This is a genomic window from Methylobacterium litchii (genome assembly GCF_038442315.1).
Classification (GTDB): Bacteria; Pseudomonadota; Alphaproteobacteria; order Rhizobiales; family Beijerinckiaceae; genus Methylobacterium; species Methylobacterium litchii.
The window spans coordinates 352,697-376,271 of the sequence record NZ_JBBXMY010000001.1 but is presented as its reverse complement, the minus strand read 5'-3'; the positions used below and the strand labels follow the sequence as shown (position 1 = coordinate 376,271).

Genomic DNA, 23,575 nt, shown 5'->3' with positions numbered 1-23,575 from the left:
AGCCTCAGTCGAATCACGATGCCCCCAGTGCTGGCCGCCACCGACGACACGAACGAGGCGCGGGAGAAGAGCGCGGGCGCCTTCCGCACGATCAGCGAGGTGGCGCAGGACCTGGACGTCCCCCAGCACGTCCTGCGCTTCTGGGAGACGCGCTTCGGCCAGATCCGTCCGCTGAAGCGGGCCGGCGGCCGGCGCTACTACCGGCCGGAGGATGTCGACCTCGTCGCCGGCATCAAGAACCTGCTCCATGTGCGCCGCTACACGATCAAGGGCGCGCAGCGGATCATCAAGGAGAATGGCATCCGCTTCGTCCAGGCGGTCGGCCGGGGCGAGGCCATGGCCGCGCCGCCGCCGCTGCAGGATCTGGAATCCGGCACCGAGGGCCACGCCGCCTACGATTCGGCGAGCGCCGCCCTCCCCTCCGTGGATCAGGCCGCCCTGGAGGACGCCCTCCACGAAATGCGGGCCTGCCGGGCGATCCTCGACGGGCTGCGCCAGCCGCCGGAGTAGCGGATGCAAGGCCCGACAGGGCGTTGTCGCAGGAGCCGAACTTTACCGGGGGACTTGCGTTGTCGCCCGAATGGCCACTCCTCACCAGAAGTTGTCTCCCAGTCAGGAGTTGATGGCCCGCATCCTGCGGATCGTCCGCGCCTGCCCGGACGCGGCCTCCGAAATCCTCGAACTGATCACCCTGGTCAGTCAGGTCGAGGCGGCGACCGCCGTCGATCCGAAATACCGTGACGCGCGGCGGGTGATCGCGCGCTTGCGCGCGCCCCTGTGGGAGATGGGCCCCGCCGACCGCCAGAAGCTGCTCACGGCCGCCGAGACGATCCGCAAGGTCTGCCGCCTGAAGGAAGACGAGATCCCCGCCTCCCCCATCGCCGACGCCGGCGAGCGGGCGCGGGTGGAGGAACGGCTGGCCTCGACCCTCAGCGGCGAGTTCACCCCCGCGCAGATCGCCCGCGTGACCGGCATCGTCGCGGCGGCGCTTCAGGACTGAGGCGGGTTCGTCGGCGCCAGCCCCTCGACGCGCGCCGTGGACGTTCCCACATGCCCATCAGGCGGGCTGGTCCACTGCCCGCGATGGAGACCTGCCCCGTGACGATCGCCACCGCCCTCCCCGGCCGCTGCTTCCCGGCCCTGTTCGGCGTCCTGTTGCTGGCGGCCCCCGCCGCCGCGCAGACGACGGTGACGCGCTCCAAGACGGTGGCGCCGGGCCAGACGGTGCGGCTGGAGATCGCGCCCAATCTCAAGAAGGATTGCAGCTCCGGCCCGATGCCGGAGTTCAAGGTGTCCGGCGCGCCGAAGAACGGTTCGGTGATCACCAAGGTCGGCAAGCTGAAGACCCCCGCGAGCTACCGCTGCCCGAACAAGGAGGCCGCCGTCCAGGCGCTCTTCTACCAAGCCAATGCAGGCTATAGCGGCCAGGACGAAGTGACCTTCGAGGTCAAGACTTCGGACGGGCAGATCCAGACCCAGACGATCAAGATCACCGTCGGCGGCGCCGCCGCCAAACCATCGACCGATGCCAAGAAAGAAGGCACCGACCTCTAAGCCGCAGGCAGTCGAATTCGCTCAATGCATCGTTTTTCGGCGACGACAGCAAAGGCTCTTGGAAGAATACCACTCCGTAGTCTGACGAGTGTGGAATTCGTTTCCGTGAGTGTTGCACGCAATCACCATGATTGCGGCGTCGTCGCCGCACTGCGACAAATGGCGGGCCTGTCGGTTGCATCCGAGCCGGGACAGGATGAAGCTGTCCCGGTCTGAGAGAGTGACGCGAATGCCTATGCAAGCGACGAACGACCTCTTCCAGAGCTTCGCCCGCGGCTACGAAGCACGCCGCGACACGGAGATGAGCCTCTCCGAGTATCTCGAAGCCTGCCGCGACGAACCGTTGATGTATGCCTCCGCCGCGGAGCGCATTCTGGCGGCGATCGGCGAGCCGGAATTCGTGGATACGGCCAAGGATTCCCGCCTCGGCCGGATCTTCATGAACCGGACGATCCGCACCTACCCCGCCTTCCGCGAATTCTACGGCATGGAGGAGACGATCGAGCGGATCGTCTCGTTCTTCCGGCACGCGGCGCAAGGCTTGGAGGAGCGCAAGCAGATCCTCTACCTGCTCGGCCCGGTGGGCGGCGGCAAGTCCTCTCTCGCCGAGCGGCTGAAGCTGCTCATGGAGTTCCACCCGATCTACGTGCTGAAGGCCGGCAACGAGGTCTCCCCCGTCTTCGAGAGCCCCCTTGGCCTGTTCGACCCGGAGGTGATGGGCGAGGAGATCCAGCGCCGCTACGGCGTCCCGCGCCGCCGCCTCACCGGCCTGATGAGCCCCTGGGCGCTGAAGCGCCTCGACGAGTTCGGCGGCGACATCTCCCAGTTCAAGGTCATCAAGGTGCGCCCGTCGCGCCTGCGGCAGATCGGCATCGCCAAGACCGAGCCGGGCGACGAGAACAACCAGGACATCTCGTCCCTCGTCGGCAAGGTGGACATCCGCCGCCTCGAAACCCTCTCCCAGGCGGACCCGGATGCCTATTCCTATTCCGGCGGCCTGAACCGGGCGAACCAGGGCGTCCTCGAATTCGTCGAGATGTTCAAGGCGCCGATCAAGATGCTCCACCCGCTGCTCACCGCGACGCAGGAGGGCAACTATGTCGGCACCGAGAATATCGGCGCGATTCCCTTCACGGGCGTGATCCTCGCCCACTCGAACGAGGCCGAGTGGCAGACCTTCAAGACCAACAAGAACAACGAAGCCTTCATCGACCGCATCTACGTTATCAAGGTGCCCTACTGCCTCCGGGTGACGGAGGAGCAGAAGATCTACGACAAGCTGATCTCCGGCTCCGAACTCTCGGACGCGGCCTGCGCGCCGGGCACGCTGGAGATGCTGGCGCGGTTCTCGGTGCTGTCGCGCCTGCGCGACCACGCGAACTCGAATCTGTTCTCCAAGATGCGGGTCTATGACGGCGAGAGCCTGCGCGAGGTCGATCCCCGCGCCCGCTCCATGCAGGAGTACAAGGACTCGGCCGGCGTCGACGAGGGCATGGACGGGATCTCGACCCGCTTCGCCTTCAAGGTGCTGGCTGCGACCTTCAACCACGACACGACCGAGGTGTCCGCTGACCCCGTGCACCTCATGTACGTGCTGGAGCAGTCGCTGCGCCGGGAACAGCTCCCGCCGGAGACCGAGAAGAAGTACCTCGAATTCATCAAGACGGAACTGGCGCCCCGTTACGCCGAGTTCATCGGCCACGAGATCCAGAAGGCCTATCTCGAATCGTACCACGATTACGGCCAGAACCTGTTCGACCGTTACATCGACTACGCCGATGCCTGGATCGAGGATCAGGACTTCAAGGATTCCGAGACCGGCCAGCTCATGAACCGGGAGCTCCTGAACCAGGAGCTGACCAAGATCGAGAAGCCGGCCGGCATCGCCAACCCGAAGGACTTCCGCAACGAGGTGGTGAAGTTCGCCCTGCGCTCGCGGGCGCAGCATGGCGGGCGCAACCCGAGCTGGACCAGCTACGAGAAGCTGCGCGAGGTGATCGAGCGGCGGATGTTCTCCCAGGTCGAGGAGCTTCTGCCGGTCATCTCCTTCGGTTCCAAGAAGGATGGCGACACCGAGAAGAAGCACGGCGAGTTCGTCGAGCGGATGGTGTCGCGGGGCTACACCGAGCGGCAGGTCCGCCGTCTGGTGGAATGGTACATGCGGGTGAAGCAGGCGGGCTGACGGGCGGGTTCGAACACCCTCAGCCGCCACAGTTTCGGACGATCGGCCGGCGAGACTTCCAGCCGGCCGGACACGCGGGCGAGGGCTTGAGCACCTGATGCACATCGTCGACCGACGCCTCAATCCGGGGGGTAAGAGCCTCCCGAACCGTCAGCGCTTCCTGCGCCGCGTGAAGGACGTGGCCCAGCGGGCGGTGCGTGAATCGGCCCGAGAGAACGACATCAAGAACCTCGGCAAGGACGGCCGCGTCACCGTGCCGGCGGACGGGGTGCGCGAGCCGCGCTTCAGCCGCCAGCCCGGCAGCGGCCGGCACGACCACATCCTGCCCGGCAACAAGACCTACGTCGAAGGCGATACGATCGACCGCCCGCCGGGCGGCGGCGGGAGCGGCGGCGGCTCCGGCGAGGGCGGCGACGGCGGCGAGAACAGCGAGGACGCCTTCCAGTTCGTCCTCACCCGGGACGAGTTCCTGGAACTGTTCCTCGAAGACCTCGAACTGCCGGACCTCGCCAAGCGCCGCCTGTCGATCGTGGAGACGGAGGGCCTGCGCCGGGCCGGCTACACGGTGACGGGCTCGCCCGCCAACCTCGCCCTGACGCGGACGCTGCGCAACTCGATGTCGCGCCGCATCGCCCTGAAGCGGCCGAAGCCCGAGGAGGTCGAGGCCCTGGAGACCCGCATCGCGGCGCTGCACGAGGGCGATCCGGTGCGGGCCGACCTCGAAGCCTCGCTCACCCTGCTGCGAGAGCGGGCGAGGCGCATCCCTTACGTCGATCCCATCGACCTGCGTTTCCGGCGCTTCGAGCCCTATCCGCGCCCCATCGCGCAGGCGGTGATGTTCTGCCTGATGGACGTGTCCGGCTCGATGACCGAGCACATGAAGGACCTCGCCAAGAGGTTCTACATCCTGCTCCACATCTTCCTCACGCGGCGCTACCGCCACGTGGAGATCGTCTTCATCCGCCACACCGACCGGGCGACGGAGGTGGACGAGGAGACCTTCTTCGGCTCCCGCGAGACCGGCGGCACGCTGGTCTCCTCGGCGCTGATCGAGATGAAGCGCGTCATCGCCGAGCGCTACGATCCGAACGACTGGAACATCTACGCCGCCCAGGCCTCCGACGGCGACAACGTGTCGAGCGACGGCCCCACCGCGACGGACCTGCTGCGGGCCGATATCCTGCCGGCCTGCCAGCATTTCGCCTATCTCGAGGTGGGCGACGAGAACGGCCCCCGCGCCGGTTTCGTGGAGCACCGCACCACCCTGTGGCGGACCTACGAGGCCATCGCCAAGGCGGGCGGCCCCATCGCCATGCGCAAGGTGAACCACCGCCGGGAGATCTACCCCGTGTTCCGCGAGCTGTTCGGCCGCAAGGACAAGGCAGAGGCGTGAGCCGATGGGCATGGCTCGTCCGTCCTGCCACGCCACTCCCCCTCCCCCCTCTGCGGGGGAGGGTACCCTGCGCAGCAGGGGGGGAGAGGGGAGCGCCGGTGCCGGACGGGGCAGGCGTTTGACGACGGGCGGCGCCGCATCCTGCGCCGTCGCTCCCCTCTCCCGACCCCCTTCGGGGGCCACCCTCCCCCGCAGAGGGGGGAGGGAGATGTCCGAGATCCTTCGGGAGATGCCATGACCCGCCTCGCCCCCCCGCCGATCATCCGCGCCGACAAACCCCTGTTCACCGGCAACGATTGGGATTTCGACACCATCCGCCGCATTCACGATGCCTGCGAGGTCGAGGCGCGGCGGCTCGGGCTGTCCTGGTATCCGAACCAGATCGAGATCATCACCGCCGAGCAGATGCTGGACGCCTATGCCTCCATCGGCATGCCGCTGTTCTACAAGCACTGGTCCTTCGGCAAGCATTTCGCCCAGCACGAATCGGGCTACCGGCGCGGCCTGATGGGGCTGGCCTACGAGATCGTCATCAACTCGGACCCGTGCATCTCCTACGTGATGGAGGAGAACACGGCGACGATGCAGACGCTCGTCATCGCCCACGCCGCCTTCGGGCATAACCACTTCTTCAAGAACAACTATCTCTTCCGGCAGTGGACCGACGCCGAGGGCATCCTCGACTATCTCGACTTCGCCAAGGGCTTCATCGCCCGCTGCGAGGAGCGCTACGGCCACCAGGCGGTAGAGCAGATGCTCGACGCCGCCCACGCCTTGATGAGCCAGGGCGTCCACCGCTACCCACGCAAGAAGCGGCCCGACCTCGCCTCCGAGCAGCGCCGGGAGCGCGAGCGAGTGGAGCACGGCGAGCAGATCTACAACGACCTCTGGCGCACCCTGCCGAACAAGCCGGGCGCCGCCCCCTCCGACATGGCCGCCGAGCGCCGCCGCGCCCTGCTGGAACTGCCGCAGGAGAACATCCTCTACTTCCTGGAGAAGGTGGCGCCGCGCCTGCGCCCCTGGCAGCGGGAGATCCTGCGGATCGTGCGCCTCGTGGCGCAGTACTTCTACCCGCAACGCCAGACCAAGGTGATGAACGAGGGCTGCGCGACCTACGTCCACTACCGGATCATGAACGCCCTCTCCGAGACCGGCCAGATCACCGAGGCCGCCTATCTCGAATTCCTGCAATCCCACACCAACGTCATCCGTCAGCCGAACTACGACGACCGGTCCTATGGCGGGCACAACCCCTACGCGATCGGCTTCGCGATGATGCAGGACATCGCCCGGATCGCGGAAACGCCGACCGACGAAGACCGGGAGTGGTTCCCCGACATCGCCGGGCGGGGCGACGGGATGGAGGTGCTGCGCGACTGCTGGGAGAACTATCGCGACGAGAGCTTCATCGCGCAGTTCCTCTCGCCCAAGCTGATGCGCGACCTGCGCCTGTTCCACGTGGTGGACGATCCCGACGAGCAGGCCCTGCGGGTCGAAGCGATCCACGACGAGCGCGGCTACCGCCGCCTGCGCCGCTCCTTCGCCCGGCAATACGACGTGGCGTGGCTCGATCCCGACATCGAGGTGGTGGACGTCGACCTCGAAGGGGACCGCCGCCTCGTCCTGCACCACAAGGTGCTCAACAAGATCACCCTGCAGAAGGACGACGCCCGCCGGGTGCTGCAGCACCTCGCCGACCTCTGGGGCTACGACGTGGTGCTCAAGGAGGTGGAGGCCAACGGCACCGTCCTCAGCGAGATGAGCGCCAGCGCCCGACCGATCTTCTTCTGACGCCTCACGCCCGCTGGGCGTGGACGAGCGCGGCGGCGGGCGCCTCGGTGCAGACGCGGTTCCGGCCGAGGCGCTTGGCTCGGTACAGGGCCGTGTCGGCGCGGGCGACCAGGGCCTCCCAGTCGCGGGCGCAATCCGGTTCGCGGCAGGCGACGCCGAAGCTTCCGGTGACGGGAGGCCCGCCCTGCCGCGCATCCGGTGCGCCGAGGCGGGTCCGCATCCGCTCCGCCATCTCCAGCCCCGCCGCCTCATCGAGGCCGGGGGCGAGGATCAGGAACTCCTCGCCGCCGTAACGGGCGAGGAGGTCGCCCGGCCGCGCGACGGATTTCAGCGCCATCGCCACCCGCCGCAGCACGGCATCGCCGCCGGCATGGCCGTAGCGGTCGTTGACCATCTTGAAATGGTCGATGTCCACGAGGATCGCCGCGACGGGCAGCCCCGACCGCGCGGCCTGCTCGATCATCGCCGGGGCCTGATCCGACACCGCGCGCCGGTTGAGGAGGCTCGTCAGCGAGTCGGTCTGGGCAAGGACCTTGAGGTTGCGGTTCGTGCGCCGCCGCGCCCGTTCGAGCACGACCTTGCGCCGCAATTCCCCGCGCAACACGGCGAGACCGGCGAACATGCCGTCCACCTCCGGGCCGCAGGGCGCCCTCGGCGCGGGCTCCTCCAGCCGCCCGACCGACAGGGCGAGGATCTCCTCGCGCATGGCGGCGAGCGGCCGGAACAGGCGATTGCGGAAGGTGAGGCCGAGCCAGAGCAGGGCCATGACCACCGAGGCGGTGATGCCGGCCGAGGCGAGGGTCGCCCCGATGGCCGATTCGCGGGCCTTCTCGATCCGGCGCAGGGTGAGCGCGCCGAGGCGGTCCTTCAACTCGGTGGGGGCGGCGAGGCCCGGCACGTAGCGGCGGGTGAACTCGGCGGCGCTGCCCCTCAGGGTCGGCTCCGCGAACACATCCATCGCCATCGGCACGCTGCCGGCGAAGAATTCCGTCCTCACCCGCTCCAGCGCCTCGCCGATGGCGGGATCGTCGGCGTGGTTCTTCCCGAACGTGGCGAGGTTCAGCCACAGATGCCGGAGCGTGCTGCGGGTGCGCGTGACTTCGAGGCGGGCCTCGTCGCTGGGCAGGCCGCCTGTCAGCATCATGACCGCGTAGGAGCCGAGCCGCCCGGCCTGCTCGCGCAGGGTGCTGGCCTCAGCCTGCAGCAGCACCTCGGCGCCGACCTCCGGCGCGTGGCGCAGGAGCCGCCGGCCGAACTCGCTGCGGAGCGTCGCCGCCTCGTCCGCGACGGCGAACATGGCCCGGATCGCCGCCGAGATCGTCGGGCCGGATCGCTCCTCCGGCGCCCTGGCGCAGATGGCATCGACCTTGGCCCGGCCTTCGGCGAGGAGGCGTGCGACGGGCTCGAACGCCGCCGCGTCCGGCCCGGCGGCGGCCCGGGCCTCCGCGAGGCGCGCGTCGGTGGCGGCGCGGATGGCGGCGAGGCGGCGCAGGCTCTCCTCGGTGGAGGGCCCGAGCGGGTCCATCGCCGCGTTGGCGGGGCCGCGCTCGGCGGAAATCATGTCGGTGGCGGCCATGACGAGGCCGAAGCGCGACGCATCCTCCACCGCCCGCCCCACCCGGCTCAACTCGGTGAGGTTGGACGCGACCAGGGTGCCGCCGAGGGTCGTGCAGCCGAACGCCGCCACCGCCCCCACGACCCACTGAAGATGCTGGATTCTGATCGTCGCCGCCATGCCAGTCCGGGAGGGCCCGGACCGCCCGCCCAGGCAGGGCGGGAGCATCTGGGGCTCAGCGACCGTTTTTAGCGCAAACAACACAACGATAGATGAAGTCGAGCCGGCGAATGCTCGCGAGGCGGGACCGAAAACAATCGAAGGCTGTCAATTTCGCGTGGCTGTCATCCGGGTGCGGATAGTGTGCCGGCCACGATTGCGCCGCGCGGCCACTCATGCTGCAAGACTTGCATGAGCGGCACGATCATGAGCCTCGCGGAAACGCAGGCCTTCCTCGACAGCGAATTTCCGCAGATGCAGGCCGGCGGGCGGGCCTATCATTTGGAAGCGGTGGGTCCGCTCACGGCGCGGATGCGGCTCGAAGCGCACGAACGCTTCCTCCGGCCGGGCGCGACGGTCTCGGGCCCGGCGATGATGGCGCTGGCCGATTACGCCCTCTACGCGGCGATCCTCGCCAATATCGGCCCGGTCGCCCTGGCGGTGACAACCAACCTCACGTTTAACTTCCTGCGCAAGCCCGCCTCCGGCGACCTTCAGGCGGAGTGCCGGCTGATGAAGCTCGGGCGGCGCCTCGCCATGGGCGAGGTCGCGATCACGGCCGTCGGCCACCCGGATGTGGTCTGCCACGCCACGGGCACCTACTCGATCCCGCCGCGCTAGGGAATCAGACCCGCGCCTCGGAGAGCCGGGCGGCGTAGCGGGCGATGAGATCCACTTCGAGGTTCACGGCGTCGCCTTTCCTCCGCTCGCCCCAGGTCGTGACCTGAAGCGTGTGGGGAATCAGGAGCACCGAGAACAGGTCGCCATCGACGGTGTTCACGGTGAGCGACGTGCCGTCGAGGCAGACCGAGCCCTTCTCGGCGATGAACTTCGCCAGCGCCGGGGGCGCGCGCAGGGTGAAGCGCTCGCTCGGACCCCAGGCCCCGTCCGTCACCGCGTCGCGGGCGACGATCTCCGCGAGCCCGTCCACGTGGCCGGTGACGAGATGGCCGCCGAGTTCGTCGCCGATCTTGAGGGAGCGTTCGAGGTTGATCCGGCGGCCCGGCGCCCAGGCCCCGACATTCGTGCGCGCCAGGGTCTCGGCCGCCGCATCGACCTCGAACACGGCGCCGCCTTCGTCCGGGGCGATGGAGACCGCCGTGAGGCAGGGGCCGGAACAGGCGATGGAGGCGCCAAGCGCGATCCCCGCCGGATCGTAGGCGCAGCGGATGGCGATGCGGCGCAGGTCGCCCTCCCCCGACACCGAGAGGATCGTACCGACATCGCTGACGAGACCCGTGAACATGTCTCAGACGCTCCGTTCGTAGGTGACGGCCCGGTCCTGCCCGAGGACGAGATCCTCGGCCGTGGCGAAGGCGGCGATCCGGCTGGCCAGGACGGGGCCGATGGCGGGCAGCCCGCCCTCCGGCCCCGCCGTGGTCGGGCCGGTGAGCAGCGTCACCGCATCGATGAGATCGGCCTGCGCCAGCGACTCCGCAAGGCGGGGGCCGCCCTCGCTGCACAGACGGGTGAGGCCGCGCTCGCCGAGAACGGCCAGAGCCGCCGGCAGGTCGATCAGCCCCTGCGCGCCCGTGGCGACCGGCAGGACCTCGACGCCGAGCGATTCGAGGGCGCGGCGGGCATGGACCGGCGCGGAGCGGGTGGTGAGGACGAGCACCGGCACGTCCCGCGCGGTACGGGCCAGCACGCTCGCGGGGGACAGATGCAAGTCCGAATCGAGCACGATCCGCAGGGGCGAGCGCGCGGCGAGCCCCGGGAGGCGCACGGTGAGCGAGGGGTCGTCCGCCCGCGCCGTGCCGATCCCGACGAGGATGGCGTCGGCATGGGCGCGCCACAGATGCACCGCCCCATCCGCCACCGGCCCGGTGATGCGCAGCCGCTCGGTGCCGGCCCCGGCGGCGAACCCGTCGCGGGTGCGGGCGAGCTTCAGGTGCAGCATCGGCCGCCCGAGGGTGACGCGGGTGACGTGGCCGCGATGATCGCGGGCCGCCTCCTCCCGGCACAGGCCGGTCTCGACGGTGACGCCCGCCGCGCGCAGCAGGCCGTGGCCGCGCCCGGCGACCCGGGGATCCGGGTCTTCGAGGGCGCTCACCACCCGCCCGATCCCGGCGGCGATGATCGCCTCCGAGCAGGGCGGCGTGCGGCCGTGATGGGAGCACGGCTCCAGGGTGACGTAGAGGGTGGCCCCCCGCGCCGCCGCGCCGGCCTGGGCCAGCGCCTGCGTCTCGGCATGGGGCCGCCCGCCCGGCGCCGTGACGGCGGCGGACAGGATCGTGCCGGTCTCCGGCGCGACCACGACCGCCCCCACGGAGGGGTTCGGCCATGTCCGCCCGAGGTTGCGGCGCCCCAGCGCCAGGGCGAGGCGCATGAGATTGGCGTCGCGGCTCACGGCTTCGGGCCCCGGCGGGGGGCGGGCTTCGCCTCCGGTTCGGGCTCCGGCTCGAGGGCGGGCACCAGGGTGCCGCCGAGGGTGCCGAGCAGGTCCTCGAAATCCTTGGCCTCGCGAAAATTCTTGTAGACCGAGGCGAAGCGCACGTAGGCGACGTCGTCGAGGCCCTTGAGCCCCGCCATCACCAATTCGCCGATCGCCTCCGAGGCAACCTCGGCCTCGCCCGCGCTCTCCAACTGGCGGGTGATGCCGCTGACGAGGCGTTCGATCCGCTCCGGCTCGACGGCGCGCTTGCGCAGGGCCACGTCAATGGAGCGCTGAAGCTTGTCCCGGTCGAAGGGCACCCGCTTGCCGGAGCGCTTCATCACGGTGAGTTCGCGCAGCTGCACCCGCTCGAAGGTGGTGAAGCGCCCTCCGCAATCCGGGCAGACCCGGCGGCGGCGGATGGCGGCGCCATCCTCGGAGGGGCGCGAGTCCTTCACCTGCGTGTCGGACCCGCCGCAATAGGGGCACCGCATCGGGCGGGTTCTCTCAGGGGCAAAAACGAAGACGGCCGCGGATCGGGGTGATCCGCGGCCGTCTCGTAGCGCAGGGGCGCTGAACCGGAAAGGTCAGCCGTAGATCGGGAAGCGGTCGGTGAGGGCGTGAACCTTCTGCTTCACGCTCTCCTCGACAGCGCTGTCACCGGCTTCGCCCTTGGCGGCGAGCCCGTCCAGCACTTCCACGATGAAGCCGCCGATCTGCTTGAACTCGGCGACGCCGAAGCCGCGCGAGGTGCCGGCCGGGGTGCCGAGGCGGATGCCCGACGTGATCGTCGGCTTCTGCGTGTCGAAAGGCACGCCGTTCTTGTTGCAGGTGATGTGCGCCCGCGACAGCGCGGCTTCCGCCGCCTTGCCGGTGAGGCCCTTCCGCTGCAGATCGACCAGCATCAGGTGGTTGTCGGTGCCGCCGGAGGTGATGTCGTAGCCACCGGACATCAGCGTGTCGGCGAGCGCCTTGGCGTTCTCCACCACCTGACGGGCGTAGATCTTGAACTCGGGCTTCAGCGCCTCGCCGAAGGCCACCGCCTTGCCGGCGATGACGTGCATCAGCGGGCCGCCCTGGAGACCGGGGAAGATCGCCGAGTTGAACTTCTTGGCCAGCGCCTCGTCGTTCGTGAGGATCATGCCGCCACGCGGGCCGCGCAGAGTCTTGTGGGTCGTCGTGGTGACGACGTGGGCGTGTGGGAACGGCGACGGATGCACGCCGGCCGCGATGAGCCCGGCGAAGTGGGCGGCATCGACCATGAAGTAGGCGCCGACGGAATCGGCGATCTCACGGAACTTGGCGAAGTCCCAATGGCGCGGGTAGCCCGAGCCGCCGGCGATGATCACCTTCGGCTTGTGCTCCTGCGCGAGCTGGGCGACCTGCTCCATGTCGATGCGCTGGTCGTCCCGGCGCACGGTGTAGGAGACCGGCTTGAACCACTTGCCGGAGACGTTCGGCGGGGCGCCGTGCGTCAGGTGGCCGCCGGCCGCGAGATCGAGGCCGAGGAAGGTGTCGCCCGGCTGCATGAGGGCGAGGAACACGCCCTGGTTGGCCTGGCTCCCCGAGTTCGGCTGAACGTTGGCGAAGCCGCAATCAAACAGGCGCTTGGCGCGCTCGATGGCGAGGTCTTCCGCGATGTCCACGAACTGGCAGCCGCCGTAGTAGCGACGGCCCGGATAGCCCTCGGCGTACTTGTTGGTGAGCACCGACCCTTGCGCTTCCAGCACCGCGCGGGACACGATGTTCTCCGAGGCGATCAGCTCGATCTCGTGCTGCTGCCGGCCGAGTTCCTGCTCGACGGCGCGGGCGATCTCGGGATCGGCCTCCGTCAGCGGGGCGGCGAAGAAGCTGTTCGAGAAATGCTTGTCTGCGGCGGTCCCGGCGCTCATGGCGTGCCTCTGTTCTGATTGGGTGCCAAGCCGTGGCGCGGCCGGGCGGCGTTTCTCACAGGAGTCCTACACGCCGGGCCGGGTGAGGCCAAGCGCAGGCATTTTTCGGAACGGCTGAGAAAAATTGAAAACGGGGCGTCAGCTGCCCTCGCCGGGCCGTCCCCGGCGGGGCCGCGACGCCGGTTTTTCGCGGGGGCTCGCGCCAGGGTTCGGGCCGGGGGCGGCCGTCTCCTGCGCCTGACCCACGGCAGGCCAGAACGCCTCGAACAATTGCTGCATCGCCTTGAGATTCTGCTCCTGAACCTCCGCGCCGGTGCGGAGCATCTGGCTGATGACGTCGGCGCCGGGGGTCTCGCCCTGCGGTGGGCGGGGCGCCTCCATCTGCGGAGCGGGCCTCGGCGGCGGCGGGGGCGTCGGCGCGGGGGCGGCGGCCGGGGGCGTCATGAAGGCGCGGGCCATGTCCGACCACAGGGATACGAAGGCCATCGGCGAGGCTGGCGGCGCGGCGGCGGGCGCCAGCTTGCGGGATGCCTCCGCCTGGGGCTGGTTGAGCATGACGTGGACGATGCTGGCGACCACGGCGCCGGCCATCATCGGGAGCATCTGCCGCAGCACCTGCGACCCCACGCCGCTCGCGGTGGAGGCCTGCTGCAGCACCGCCTGCATCAATTGCGCGGACCCGAACATCTGGCCCAGGGCGTCGAGGCCCAGCGGCATCGCGGTGCGGGCCGTCTCCGGCGCGGAGAATATCCGCGCGAAGCCCGTGGGGTCGAGGCCGGCGCCGCGCTGGAGGCCGAGGGTCAGGGCCGGCATCAGCGCCTCGAAGGCACGCTGAGTCTGCTCGACCGTCAGGCCGAATTGCCGCGCCATCGCCTGCATCTCGGGTCCGCCGGCGGCCTGGACCATGTCGAGGGGATTGAACATGATGCCTCGGTGTCCGCACGGCCCTGCGGCCCGTCGGGTCCGCTCATCTGTGCGGGGTATCGTGACCCGCTCCGGGGGGAAACGCCAGTTCCCCGGTGACAATCCCTGTCGATCCCGGGCCGGAGTGAGCGGTATTCGACCGTTCGGCGAGGCGGACGACCGTGCGGCGGGCGAGGAGGAGCCCGGCCACGCCGAACACGAGGGAGCCGATGCCCATCCCCGCCACGATGCCGCGCGTGCCGAACAGGGCGCTGCCGAGATAGGCTGGCGGCACGGTGCCGAGCGTCGCCCGGCCCCAGTTGAGCAGCGACGAGCGCAGGGGGAAGCCGAGGTTGTTGAAGGCCGCGTTCCCCAGGAAGAGCAGCCCGTTGAAGAACCAGATCGCCCCGCCGACGAGGCAGAAGAACGCGAACAGCTCCGCCGCGTCGCCCTTCAGCCCGAACAGCCCGGCCAGCGGCCAGCGCAGGGCGATGAGCAGCAGCCACACGGTGGCAGCGTAGACCAGCGTCGCCTTCACGCAGGAGTGCAGGGTCTCGCCCATCCGGTCGAAGCGGGACGCCCCCCAGTTCTGCGCCAGGATCGGCCCGATGGCCCCGGACAGGGCGAAGAGCCCGCCGAAGGCCACGGGCGTCAGCCGGTCGATCACCGCCGCCGCCGCGATGGCATCCGGCCCGTAGCCGGCGAAGAGATGCGTCAGGAAGGCGCTCGCCACCGAGGGAGCGAGGTTGGTGAGCACCGCCGGCCCGGCGATGGTCGCCATGCCGGGGGCGTCGGCGACGACCTCCGCCATGCGGGGCCGCCGCAACAGGCCATGGCGGGAGAGCGCCCGCCAGCCGATGACGACGAAGGTCGCGCGGGCGACGCAGACGGTGATCGCCGCGCCCTCGACGCCGAGCCCGGCCCCGAAGATCAGCAGCGGATCGAGGAAGGCGGTGACGATGGCCCCGCCGAGCGTCACCCACATGGCCCGCAGCGCGTCGCCCTGCGCCCGCAGCAGGCCGGTGAACAGCATGCCGAGGCCGAGGAGCACGTTCGACGGCAGGGTGATCATGAGGAACAGGTGGGCGACGCGCAGCGCCTCACCCTGTGCGCCGACGAGGCCGAGGAGCTGACCCGCGAAGGGCAGCATGAGGGCCGCGAGCAGCCCCGAGACCAGCACGCCGAGGGCCATGGAGGAGGCGGCGAGCCGCCGGGCGAGGGCCCGGTCGCCCGCGCCCAGCGCTCGTCCCACCTGGGCACCGGCCGCGATCATCAGGCCGATGTTCACGGCGGTGGCGAAGAACTGCACCACGGAGGCAAGGCCCACCGCCGCCGTCAGGGCCGGATCCCCCAGGCGCGAGACGTAGAGCAGGGACATCAGGTCCACGACGAAGATCGCCATCAGCCCCACCGAACCGGTGGCGCTCATGACGAGGACGTGGCGCATGATTGAGCCGGCGACGAAGCGCCCCTGCTCCGAATGGCCCGCGCCGGGGGGCACGGGCAGTCCGTCAGCCATCGCGTCGGCCGCCTTCCGTCTCGAGTTCAGGTTCGCCCAGGCCCTCGTCGTCGTGACGGTCGTCCTGGGCCCCGTCCTGAACCTCGTCGGCCTCGTTTGGTTCGGCGACGGGCTTGGCGAGCACGCGCTCGGCGGCGTCCCGCCGGTCCTGGCCGAGGAGATCGCGGGTCTGCGCGTTGAGGGCGCGGGCGGGGCGCACGGGCTGGGTCAGCGGCTCGGGCCGGACCTCGCCGGCCTCGGTGCCGCCGAGCCAGGTCGCGCCCTCCGGCAGGGCGCCGGCTTGTTGCAGCACGAGGCGGGCGATGTCGCGCTTTCGCACGTCCTCGGCCCGCGCGGCGGCGGCCTCGGCGGAGAGGCCGAGCCCTTCGAGGGCCGCCCGGCCGAAGGCCAGCGCCGATTCGGAGGTCTCGCGGATCTGGTAATCCACGTCGCGGTTCATCAGCTCGACGGCGTGCAGGCGGTCGTAGGCGCGCACGAAGGTCCGCACCGCCGAGAATTCCTCGTGGACGATGTCCACGATCTTCAGCGCCGCCTCGCGGTCGTCCACGCAGATGCAGACAAGTTCGGCCTTGCCGATGCCGGCCGCGCGCAGCACGTCGAGGCGGGTGCCGTCGCCGTAATAGATGCGGAAGCCGAAGCGGGTCGCCGCGCGCAACTGCGCCACGTCCTTGTCGATGACGGTGACGGGCACGCCCTCCGCGAGCAGCACCTGCGTCAGGATCTGCCCGAACCGGCCGAAGCCGATCACCAGCACCCGCGCGTCGGCGGCGCCCTCGGTGAGTTCGGTGGGGGATTCCTCCGCCGCCGCCTGCGCCTCCCGCGAGAGCCGGGCGTCGATCAGCCGGTCGAGGCCCTTGGCCATGATCGGCCCGATCAGCATGGTCAGCGCCGCGAGCGCCACGGCGAAGCGCGTCGCGGTGGGGCCGGTGAGGCCGAGGTCGGCCGCCTGCGGCAGGAGCACGAAGGCGAATTCACCGGCCGGCGCCAGCACCGCCGCGCCGCGAAGCGCGCTCAGCGTGTCCGAGCCGAACAGCCGGAACAGCCCCGCGACGAGGGCGACCTTCACGAGGATCGCCGCGAAGGTCGCGCCGAACAGGGCGGGCCAGACGGTCTTCACGAGGCCGCCGTCGATGGACATGCCGACGCTCATGAAGAACAGGCCGAGCAGCATGCCGCGGAACGGCTCGATGTCGGCTTCCAGTTGGTGGCGGAAGTTCGACTCGGCGAGCAGGATGCCGGCGAGGAAGGCGCCCATGGCCATGGAGAGGCCGACCTTCTCCATCAGCATCGCCGTGCCGAGCACCACGAGGAGGGCCGCCGCCGTCATCACCTCGCGGGCGCCGCTCGCCGCGAGCAGGCGGAAGAACGGGTTCAGGCCGTAGCGCCCCACGAGCACGGCGGCGGCGATGGCCGCCAGCACCCGCCCGGTGGAGAGGGCCGCCTCGCCGAGCCACGGCCCGCCCGTCCCGTGCCCGGCCGAGGCCGCGAGCGGCATCAGCGCGAGGATGCCGACGACGCTGAGGTCCTGGAACAGCAGCACCGCGAAGGCGCGCGAGCCATAGGGGCTGCCGAGGTCGCCCCGCTCCTCCAGGAGTTGCAGCGCCACCGCCGTAGCGGATAGGGCGAGCGCGATGCCGACCACCGCCGCCGCGCCGAGGGGCTGGCCGGCGAGGACGCCCGCGCCGCCGAGCACAAGGGAGGACAGCACGAGCTGCGCCGCGCCGAGGCCGAAGATGTCCCTGCGCATGGAGACGAGCTGGGAGAGGTGCAGTTCGAGCCCGACGATAAAGAGCAGCAGCACCACGCCGATCTCGGCGACGCTGGCGGCGGTCTCCGGCTCGGCGATGAGCGACAGGCCGGAGGGCCCGATCAGCACGCCCGCCACGAGGTAGCCGAGCACGGCGCTCTGCCCGAGCCAGCGGAACACCGGCACGCCGACGACGGCCGCGGCCAGGAAGGTCAGGACCGGGGGCAGAAAGCTCGCGTGTTCGGCGGGGGTCGCCATGCCGTTCCGAAGGAGACTTCAGAGGAGGGTGTCATCGCTTAACGCGGCCGGCCGGGGGAAGCGAGCGTGGCCGCGTGCCGTTCGACACGCTAGACGCCGCTCGGGGGCGGCACGGGCGCCACCACCCGCGGCTGCGGCTGGTCCTCCGCACCGGTGCCCAGCGCGCATTGCACCATCACGCTGTCGGTCCACCGGCCGTACTTGTAGCCGACGAAGGGCAGGTAGCCGACGCGGCGGAAGCCGCAGGTCTCGTGCAGCCGCAGGCTCGCCTCGTTGGCGGCGTCGATGTAGCCGATCATCTGCCGGTAGCCCCCCGCCGCGCAGGCCTCGATCAGCGCGGGCAACAGGCGCCGGCCGATGCCCGCGTTCAGGTGGGCGTGATGCACGTAGATCGAGTGCTTCAGCGTGTAGCGATAGGCGGGCCGCTTGCGGAACGGCACGGCGTAGGCATAGCCCGCCACCTCCCCGTTCCGCTCGGCCACGAGATGCGGCAGGCGCTTCTTGCGCATGGTCTTGCGGCGGCGCTTCAGGTCGTCGGGCAGCAGGCGCTCCTCCTCGAAGTCGCCCGCATCCCCGACCCCCTTGGCGATGTGGTGCTCGTAGATCGCGATCATCGCCGCCACGTCCGCATCGGAGGACGGCCGGATCACGATCTCCGGGCAGGGCTCGCCCGGCCCCATCAGGCGCCCTCGCGCAGGACGTAGGTGTGGAAGCGGATGCGCCCGTCCGGATCGACCTCGCGGTAGACGCCCTGGATCTCGGCCTCGAAGCCGGGGAACAGGTTGGCCGAGGCCTCGAACATCTTGAAGTAGTCGAGCATGGGCTTCGCCCGCTCGTCCAGGCGCTCGCCCGGCAGCACCGTGCCGATGCCCGGCGGGTAGACCAGCATCAGCGTCGTGGCGATCCGCCCCTCGGCCTCGGCGATGGGCACGTAATCGACCTTGTTGCGGGTCAGCATCTGCGAGGCCCGCTTCGGGGGCATCACCATCTCGGGCAGGTGCTCGGGCATGAACTGCTTGCGCTGGAGTGCGGACGTGCCGTGCTCCCGGTGGAAGGTGTGGAAGTCCGCGCAGAGGTCGCGCAGGCGCACGCCCCGGTAGCGGTTCGGCCGGCGCTTCACGAATTCCGGCATGGCCTCCTCCAGGAGCACGTTGTCGTCGTGCAGCCGCTTGAAGGCGACGAGCCCCGAGATCAGCGTGCCGGCCTTGGACGATTCGACGCCCGGGGTCAGCAGAAAGAGCAGCGAGTTCAGGTCGTTCTTCTCGGCGACGATCCGGTTCTCACGCAGGTATTGCGCCACGATGGGCGCGGGCACGCCGTGCTCGGCATAGGCGCCGGTCTTCCGGTCGAAGCCGGGGGTCAGCACCGTCAGCTTGTTCGGGTCGGTGATGGCGTAGCCCGGCGCGACATGGGTGAAGCCGTGCCACGCGGCGCCGGGCGCCAGCTCCCAGAAGCGGGCATCGGAGGCGAGCTGGTCGGTCGGCACGCTCTCCCAGGTCTGCTCGCCGTCCGGGCCGTTCACACGGTCGGGCACGAACGGGTCGAAGAACCAGCGGCGGGCGGGGTCGGCCTCGTTCTCCTCGAACTCGCGGCGGATGGCGCGCACCTTCTTGCGCCACTCGATGCCGAGCCGGATCGTGTCGTCCCACAGGATCATGCCCGAGCGGCCCTTCATCATCTGCGCGCCGACGTCGAGCGAGGCGAACAGGGGATAGAACGGCGAGGTCGAGGCGTGGACGAGGAAGCTCTCGTTCAGGCGCTTGTGCTCCACCCGGCGGGTCTGGCCGCGGATGTGGCTGTCCTTGGTGTGAATCTGCGACGCTTGGCTGAAGCTCGCGAGCTGCTTGTGGGTCGATTGCGTGGCGACGATGCCCGGCGAGGTCTCGTCCAGCCCGGTCAGCCCCATGGCGTAGCGGCCCTGGAACAACGGGTGGAACTTCATGAAGCCCGCCCAGGCCTCGTCGAACAGGATGTAGTCGCAGAGGTGGCCGATCTTCTGCACGATCATCCGCGCGTCGTAGATCGTGCCGTCGTAGGTGCATTGCTCGATCACCGCGACGCGGAACGGCCGCTCCCGGCGCCACGCCTCCCGGTCGGTCACGAGGGGGTTTTTTCTGATTTTTTCGCGGATGCGCCCTTCGTCCAGCGCCTCATGGCAGATCGGGCCGATCAGGCCGAAGGCGTTGCGGTCGGTCTCTAGGAAGATCGGGATGCCGCCGCCGAGGAACAGGGCGCCGTGATGGGCGGCCTTGTGGTTGTTGCGGTCGAACAGGACGAGGTCGTCCTCGGCCACCAGGGACGAGAGCACGATCTTGTTGGAGGCCGAGGTGCCGTTGAGGACGAAGTAGGTCTTCTCCGCCCCGAAGATCGCGGCGGCCTCCTTCTGCGCCCTGAGGGCCGGGCCCTCGTGGGTCAGCAGGTCGCCGAGGTCGAGGACCGAGTTGTCGAGGTCGTCGCGAAAGATCGCCTCGCCCAGATGCTCCACGAAGATGCGGCCGATGGGCGAGCGGTTGTAGAAGATGCCGCCGTTATGGCCGGGGCAGGTCCAGAGCTGGTTGCCCTTCTCCGCGTAATCGACCAGCGCGCCGAAGAAGGGGGTCTTCAGCGTCTCGGCATATTGCGTCACGCGGCTGACGAGGCCGCGCGCGATGAATTCCGGCGTCTCCTCCGCGAGGAAGATGTAGCCGTCGATGAAGTCCAGCAGTTCGACGGGGATGTCTTCCAGGCGCTTGCGGCGGACCATGATGACGATGGGCATTTCGAGGCCGCGTCGGCGCATCATGTCGATGAGCGCGGCGGCCTTGCCGTCGAGCCCGCGCTTGCCCCAATCGACCACGAGGCAGCCCACCGCCGCGTCGGTCTGCACGGCGATGGCCGCGTCCTCGACGCGCCGGGCGCGCACGACCTCGAAGCCCCGCTGCTCGACCGCCGCCACGATCTGGTTGACGCGCGCGCCTTCGAGATCGTCCGGGTCGAAGGCCGGGGTGCACATCAGAACGGTAAAGCGGCGGTGGAAATCCATGCCGGGGGCCCTTTTGGCGGAGAGTTCGCCCCGTGCCTTGTCGGACGCTCTGTGACCGTTCGATGACGAAACTGGTCCGACGCGGCGTTCAGCCCCTCCGAAGCCGCATCGGCGGGCGGCGGGACCCGTCGATGAACTCCAATCCGCCGGCGGCGCTGTACATGTGCAGGCGCGAGCCCGGCCAATCGGGGCCGGCGGCGAGCCGCGCCTCGACGCGCTGGGCATAGCCGTCCTCGTCGAGGCGCAGGATCCGCGCGAGGCCGAGCGCCGCGCCGTAGCCGCCCCGGCAATCCTGCACCGGGCGGATCAGTGCCCCGTCGCGCAGGACGATGGGCCCGGCGGGCCGCGCCGAGGCCACGTCGATGAGGACGGGGTTGCGGGGATGGGCGGTCCACGGCCCCCGGAAGTCGGCCGCGTGCCAGAGGTGGAGCGAATCGGAGAACGAACCGCCCCCCTCCCGCACGGTGGCGAAGAGCCACCAACGCCCGCCATGCCGCAGGAGCGTCGCGTCGCTCGCCACCACGCCCTCGACCAGCACCGCCTCGTGGGCCCAGCCGCCGGGGAATTGCGTCGCCCGGTACAGGTCGATCGTCGCCGACCGGCTCGATTCGGGGATCATCCAGACCTCGCCCCCCGCCTCGAACACGAAGGGGTAGGAGAGGTGCGTGTCGCGTTCCAGAACCGGCTCCGGCCGCCCGACCGGCCCGCGCGGACCGAACCGCACCGCCGAGATCACGCCCTTGGCGCGGCTGTAGTCGAACTCCTCCATGAAGAGCGTCACCGACCCATTGCGGGCGATGGCGACGGGGTCGGCGTAGAAGCGGCGCCCGTCGTCGGGCAGGTCGGTCCAGCCGCCGGGCGGGTGGCGGCGCAGGTCGATCAGGTCCGGCCCCTGCGTCCGGCGCCAGCCGACCCGCCAGCGCTCGCCGTGGAAGCACAGGCCGTAGAGCCGCCGGGCGATCCGCCGGCCGAGATTCTCCGCCGCCCGGCGCCGGACGGTCCATCCGGCGATGTCGAACGCGCCCGCCGGAACGAGGGGCGCCAGCGCACCCTCCGGCAGCTCGCAGGAGGCGCCGCCCGAGAGGGCCGCCTCGATGAGGGTGATGGTGCGGGCGAGGTAATCCTCGAAGGCGACGAGCATCACCGTCTGGGACTCGGCGCCGAGCCGCCCGGCGGCCACCGCCGCGCCCTGCCCGTCGCGCAGGGCCGCCACGGGGATGCGCCCCGCGAACAGCGAGGCGAGCAGCCCCGCCTCGCCCGGCACGCCATCGACGTCGAGGCGCCAGACCGCCCCGTCCTCGCCCGCCGGGCCGTCGCCGCTGAGGTCGATGACGAGGTCGGGCGCGCCCGCCTCCGCCGCCTCGTAGGGCGCGAGTGCCACGGGCGCGGCGGGGGTGGAGAGCCCCGGGCGGGGCAGCCCGTGGATCGTCGCCTCCAGGCGGAACAGCAATTCGGCGTTGGCGGGCAGGATGGGCGTCGTGCCCTCGACGGCCTCGACGCTGAGCCGGCAATCCTCCCGCTGGGCGAGGCGTTCGAGCAGGCGCAGGTGCCAGCCGCGCAGGGCGGCCCGGTCGAGCCGCACGCGCACGGCGCGAACCGGCCGTGCCGGGATCGCGGGACGCGGCCCTGCGACCAGGACATGCGGCATGGCGGCCGTCATCGACATGCGATGCGGTGGGACACGGGGTCCGCCCTTTTCTTCTGCACGTCCCGGCGAGAAACCGGACGCCTTCTCCCAATCATCGCAACCGGTCCCGGCCGCCTAGACTTGCGCTCGCCAAGACCTTCTGCGGCCGCATCGGTCCTGTCCGACGACACTATTGTGTATTCCTTGGCCGCGGTCCACCCGACTCGGAGGGTGCCGGGGGGCGCAGACTGCCGGGATAACGGGGATACTGGCCCGGCCCGGAAACATTTCGGAAAGTTCGTCCAAGCACGGCGCGGCAGAACAGGCCGCGGCAAACCAGTAACAGGGCGCGTCTCCGGCCTCGTTCCTGCCCGGTTCGCGAGCCATGACCGTTGACAGGATAGCCCTGCCCTCGCCACATCCATCCTATGAACGCCGAACCTACAACTCCCGCGTCCGGCCAAGCCGCCACCCAGGCGGCCAAGCCCCCGCTCGACATCCTCCTCTGCGCCCCGCGCGGCTTCTGCGCCGGCGTGGTGCGCGCCATCGACGTGGTCGAGCGTGCGCTCGCCATCCACGGCCCGCCCGTCTACGTCCGCCACGAGATCGTCCACAACAAGTATGTGGTCGAGAGCCTGAAGCGGAAGGGCGCCGTGTTCGTGCGCGAGCTCGACGAGGTGCCGGACGGGGACGCCCCGGTGATCTTTTCGGCCCACGGCGTCGCCAAGACGGTGCCGGCCAACGCCGATTCGCGCGGGCTCACCACCATCGACGCCACCTGCCCGCTGGTGACGAAGGTCCACCGCGAGGCGGAGATCCACCACAAGCGCGGGCGCCACGTGCTGCTCGTCGGCCATTCCGGACACCCGGAGGTGGTGGGCACGATGGGCCAATTGCCCAAGGGCTCGATCACCCTGGTCGAGGACGTCGATCAGATCGAGGCCCTGACGCCGGTCGATCCCGACAACCTCGCCTGGGTGACGCAGACCACCCTCTCGGTGGACGACACCCGCCACGTGGTCGAGGCCCTGAAGCGGAAGTTCCCGACCATCACCGGGCCGCACAAGGACGACATCTGCTACGCCACGACCAACCGCCAGGAAGCGGTGAAGCACGTGGCGCCGCTGGTGGACGCGCTGATCGTCGTCGGCTCCTCGAACTCCTCGAACTCGCAGCGCCTGCGCGAGGTCGCCGAGCGCGTCGGCTGCCCAATCACCCGGCTCCTGAACCGGGCCGAGGAGATCGACTGGCCGGCCTTCGAGGGCATCACCAAGCTCGGCCTCACGGCCGGCGCCTCGGCCCCCGAGGTGCTGGTGGAAGAGATCATCGACGCCTTCGCCGCCCGCTACGACGTGACCGTGGATACGGTCTCGACGGTGGTCGAGGACATGGTGTTCCCCCTGCCGCGCGAATTGCGCAGCGAGGCTGCCGAATAATCTCGGGCCATCGGCCTTCATCGTCTTTGCGAGCGTGAGCGAAGCAATCCAGGGCAGCGCTGCCCTGGGTCGCTTCGCTGCGCTCGCGATGACGGGGTGGTGC

The 23,575-nt window shown here is 70.1% G+C and carries 19 protein-coding genes; 8 read left to right on the top strand and 11 right to left on the bottom strand.

Annotated elements, in window-relative coordinates; all coding sequences use genetic code 11:
• Nucleotides 1-18: 18 nt before the first annotated feature.
• From AAHF99_RS01890 to AAHF99_RS01865, 6 genes are all read left to right on the top strand, one after another.
• Nucleotides 19-510: a MerR family transcriptional regulator gene (locus AAHF99_RS01890; RefSeq protein ID WP_342162413.1), complete on the top strand. Its 492-nt coding sequence runs from the start codon at nt 19-21 to the stop codon at nt 508-510.
• A gap of 70 nt (nt 511-580) precedes the next feature.
• The gene (locus tag AAHF99_RS01885) at nt 581-1,000 is read left to right on the top strand and encodes a hypothetical protein (RefSeq protein ID WP_342162412.1); all 420 of its coding nucleotides are present in this window, start codon (nt 581-583) and stop codon (nt 998-1,000) included.
• 83 nt (nt 1,001-1,083) lie between these two features.
• Nucleotides 1,084-1,554: an Ig-like domain-containing protein gene (locus tag AAHF99_RS01880; RefSeq protein WP_412759831.1), complete on the top strand. Its 471-nt coding sequence runs from the start codon at nt 1,084-1,086 to the stop codon at nt 1,552-1,554.
• 229 nt (nt 1,555-1,783) lie between these two features.
• Nucleotides 1,784-3,736: a PrkA family serine protein kinase gene (locus tag AAHF99_RS01875; RefSeq protein ID WP_243959382.1), complete on the top strand. Its 1,953-nt coding sequence runs from the start codon at nt 1,784-1,786 to the stop codon at nt 3,734-3,736.
• 97 nt (nt 3,737-3,833) lie between these two features.
• Entirely contained in the window at nt 3,834-5,129 is a 1,296-nt protein-coding gene (locus tag AAHF99_RS01870) for a YeaH/YhbH family protein (RefSeq protein ID WP_342162410.1), read from the top strand.
• A 234-nt stretch (nt 5,130-5,363) separates the two neighbouring features.
• Nucleotides 5,364-6,920, top strand: coding sequence for a SpoVR family protein (locus AAHF99_RS01865; protein WP_342162409.1), 1,557 nt, complete (start codon nt 5,364-5,366; stop codon nt 6,918-6,920).
• Between the two features lie 4 nt (nt 6,921-6,924).
• Here the strand turns inward: AAHF99_RS01865 and AAHF99_RS01860 are convergent, their stop codons facing one another.
• Nucleotides 6,925-8,655: a GGDEF domain-containing protein gene (locus AAHF99_RS01860; protein WP_342162408.1), complete on the bottom strand. Its 1,731-nt coding sequence runs from the start codon at nt 8,653-8,655 to the stop codon at nt 6,925-6,927.
• A gap of 231 nt (nt 8,656-8,886) precedes the next feature.
• Between AAHF99_RS01860 and AAHF99_RS01855 the strand changes: the two genes are divergently transcribed.
• On the top strand, nt 8,887-9,315 hold the full coding sequence (locus tag AAHF99_RS01855; protein WP_243959390.1) for a PaaI family thioesterase: 429 nt from the start codon (nt 8,887-8,889) through the stop codon (nt 9,313-9,315).
• 4 nt (nt 9,316-9,319) lie between these two features.
• Here the strand turns inward: AAHF99_RS01855 and AAHF99_RS01850 are convergent, their stop codons facing one another.
• From AAHF99_RS01850 to AAHF99_RS01805, 10 genes are all read right to left on the bottom strand, one after another.
• Nucleotides 9,320-9,940: a riboflavin synthase gene (locus AAHF99_RS01850; protein WP_342162407.1), complete on the bottom strand. Its 621-nt coding sequence runs from the start codon at nt 9,938-9,940 to the stop codon at nt 9,320-9,322.
• A gap of 3 nt (nt 9,941-9,943) precedes the next feature.
• The gene (ribD, locus tag AAHF99_RS01845) at nt 9,944-11,023 is read right to left on the bottom strand and encodes a bifunctional diaminohydroxyphosphoribosylaminopyrimidine deaminase/5-amino-6-(5-phosphoribosylamino)uracil reductase RibD (RefSeq protein ID WP_342162861.1); all 1,080 of its coding nucleotides are present in this window, start codon (nt 11,021-11,023) and stop codon (nt 9,944-9,946) included.
• A gap of 17 nt (nt 11,024-11,040) precedes the next feature.
• Nucleotides 11,041-11,562, bottom strand: coding sequence for a transcriptional regulator NrdR (gene nrdR, locus AAHF99_RS01840; RefSeq protein ID WP_342162406.1), 522 nt, complete (start codon nt 11,560-11,562; stop codon nt 11,041-11,043).
• Between the two features lie 93 nt (nt 11,563-11,655).
• Nucleotides 11,656-12,960, bottom strand: a complete 1,305-nt coding sequence (gene glyA, locus AAHF99_RS01835) for a serine hydroxymethyltransferase (protein WP_342162405.1) — start codon at nt 12,958-12,960, stop codon at nt 11,656-11,658.
• A 138-nt stretch (nt 12,961-13,098) separates the two neighbouring features.
• Nucleotides 13,099-13,884 (bottom strand): DUF937 domain-containing protein, encoded by a 786-nt coding sequence (locus tag AAHF99_RS01830; RefSeq protein ID WP_342162404.1) that lies wholly within the window; start codon nt 13,882-13,884, stop codon nt 13,099-13,101.
• A gap of 43 nt (nt 13,885-13,927) precedes the next feature.
• Nucleotides 13,928-15,382, bottom strand: a complete 1,455-nt coding sequence (locus AAHF99_RS01825; protein ID WP_342162403.1) for an MATE family efflux transporter — start codon at nt 15,380-15,382, stop codon at nt 13,928-13,930.
• Nucleotides 15,375-17,387, bottom strand: coding sequence for a monovalent cation:proton antiporter-2 (CPA2) family protein (locus tag AAHF99_RS01820; protein ID WP_342162402.1), 2,013 nt, complete (start codon nt 17,385-17,387; stop codon nt 15,375-15,377). Before AAHF99_RS01820 ends, AAHF99_RS01825 begins: the two co-directional genes overlap by 8 nt.
• 89 nt (nt 17,388-17,476) lie before the next feature.
• A complete protein-coding gene (locus tag AAHF99_RS01815) occupies nt 17,477-18,067 on the bottom strand; it encodes a GNAT family N-acetyltransferase (RefSeq protein WP_342162401.1) in 591 nt (196 codons plus the stop codon).
• Nucleotides 18,067-20,409: an Orn/Lys/Arg family decarboxylase gene (locus tag AAHF99_RS01810; protein ID WP_342162399.1), complete on the bottom strand. Its 2,343-nt coding sequence runs from the start codon at nt 20,407-20,409 to the stop codon at nt 18,067-18,069. Before AAHF99_RS01810 ends, AAHF99_RS01815 begins: the two co-directional genes overlap by 1 nt.
• Before the next feature lie 88 nt (nt 20,410-20,497).
• Nucleotides 20,498-22,057, bottom strand: a complete 1,560-nt coding sequence (locus AAHF99_RS01805; protein ID WP_342162398.1) for a glucosamine inositolphosphorylceramide transferase family protein — start codon at nt 22,055-22,057, stop codon at nt 20,498-20,500.
• A 407-nt stretch (nt 22,058-22,464) separates the two neighbouring features.
• Between AAHF99_RS01805 and ispH the strand changes: the two genes are divergently transcribed.
• Nucleotides 22,465-23,472, top strand: coding sequence for a 4-hydroxy-3-methylbut-2-enyl diphosphate reductase (ispH, locus tag AAHF99_RS01800; protein WP_243959410.1), 1,008 nt, complete (start codon nt 22,465-22,467; stop codon nt 23,470-23,472).
• Nucleotides 23,473-23,575 lie beyond the last annotated feature (103 nt).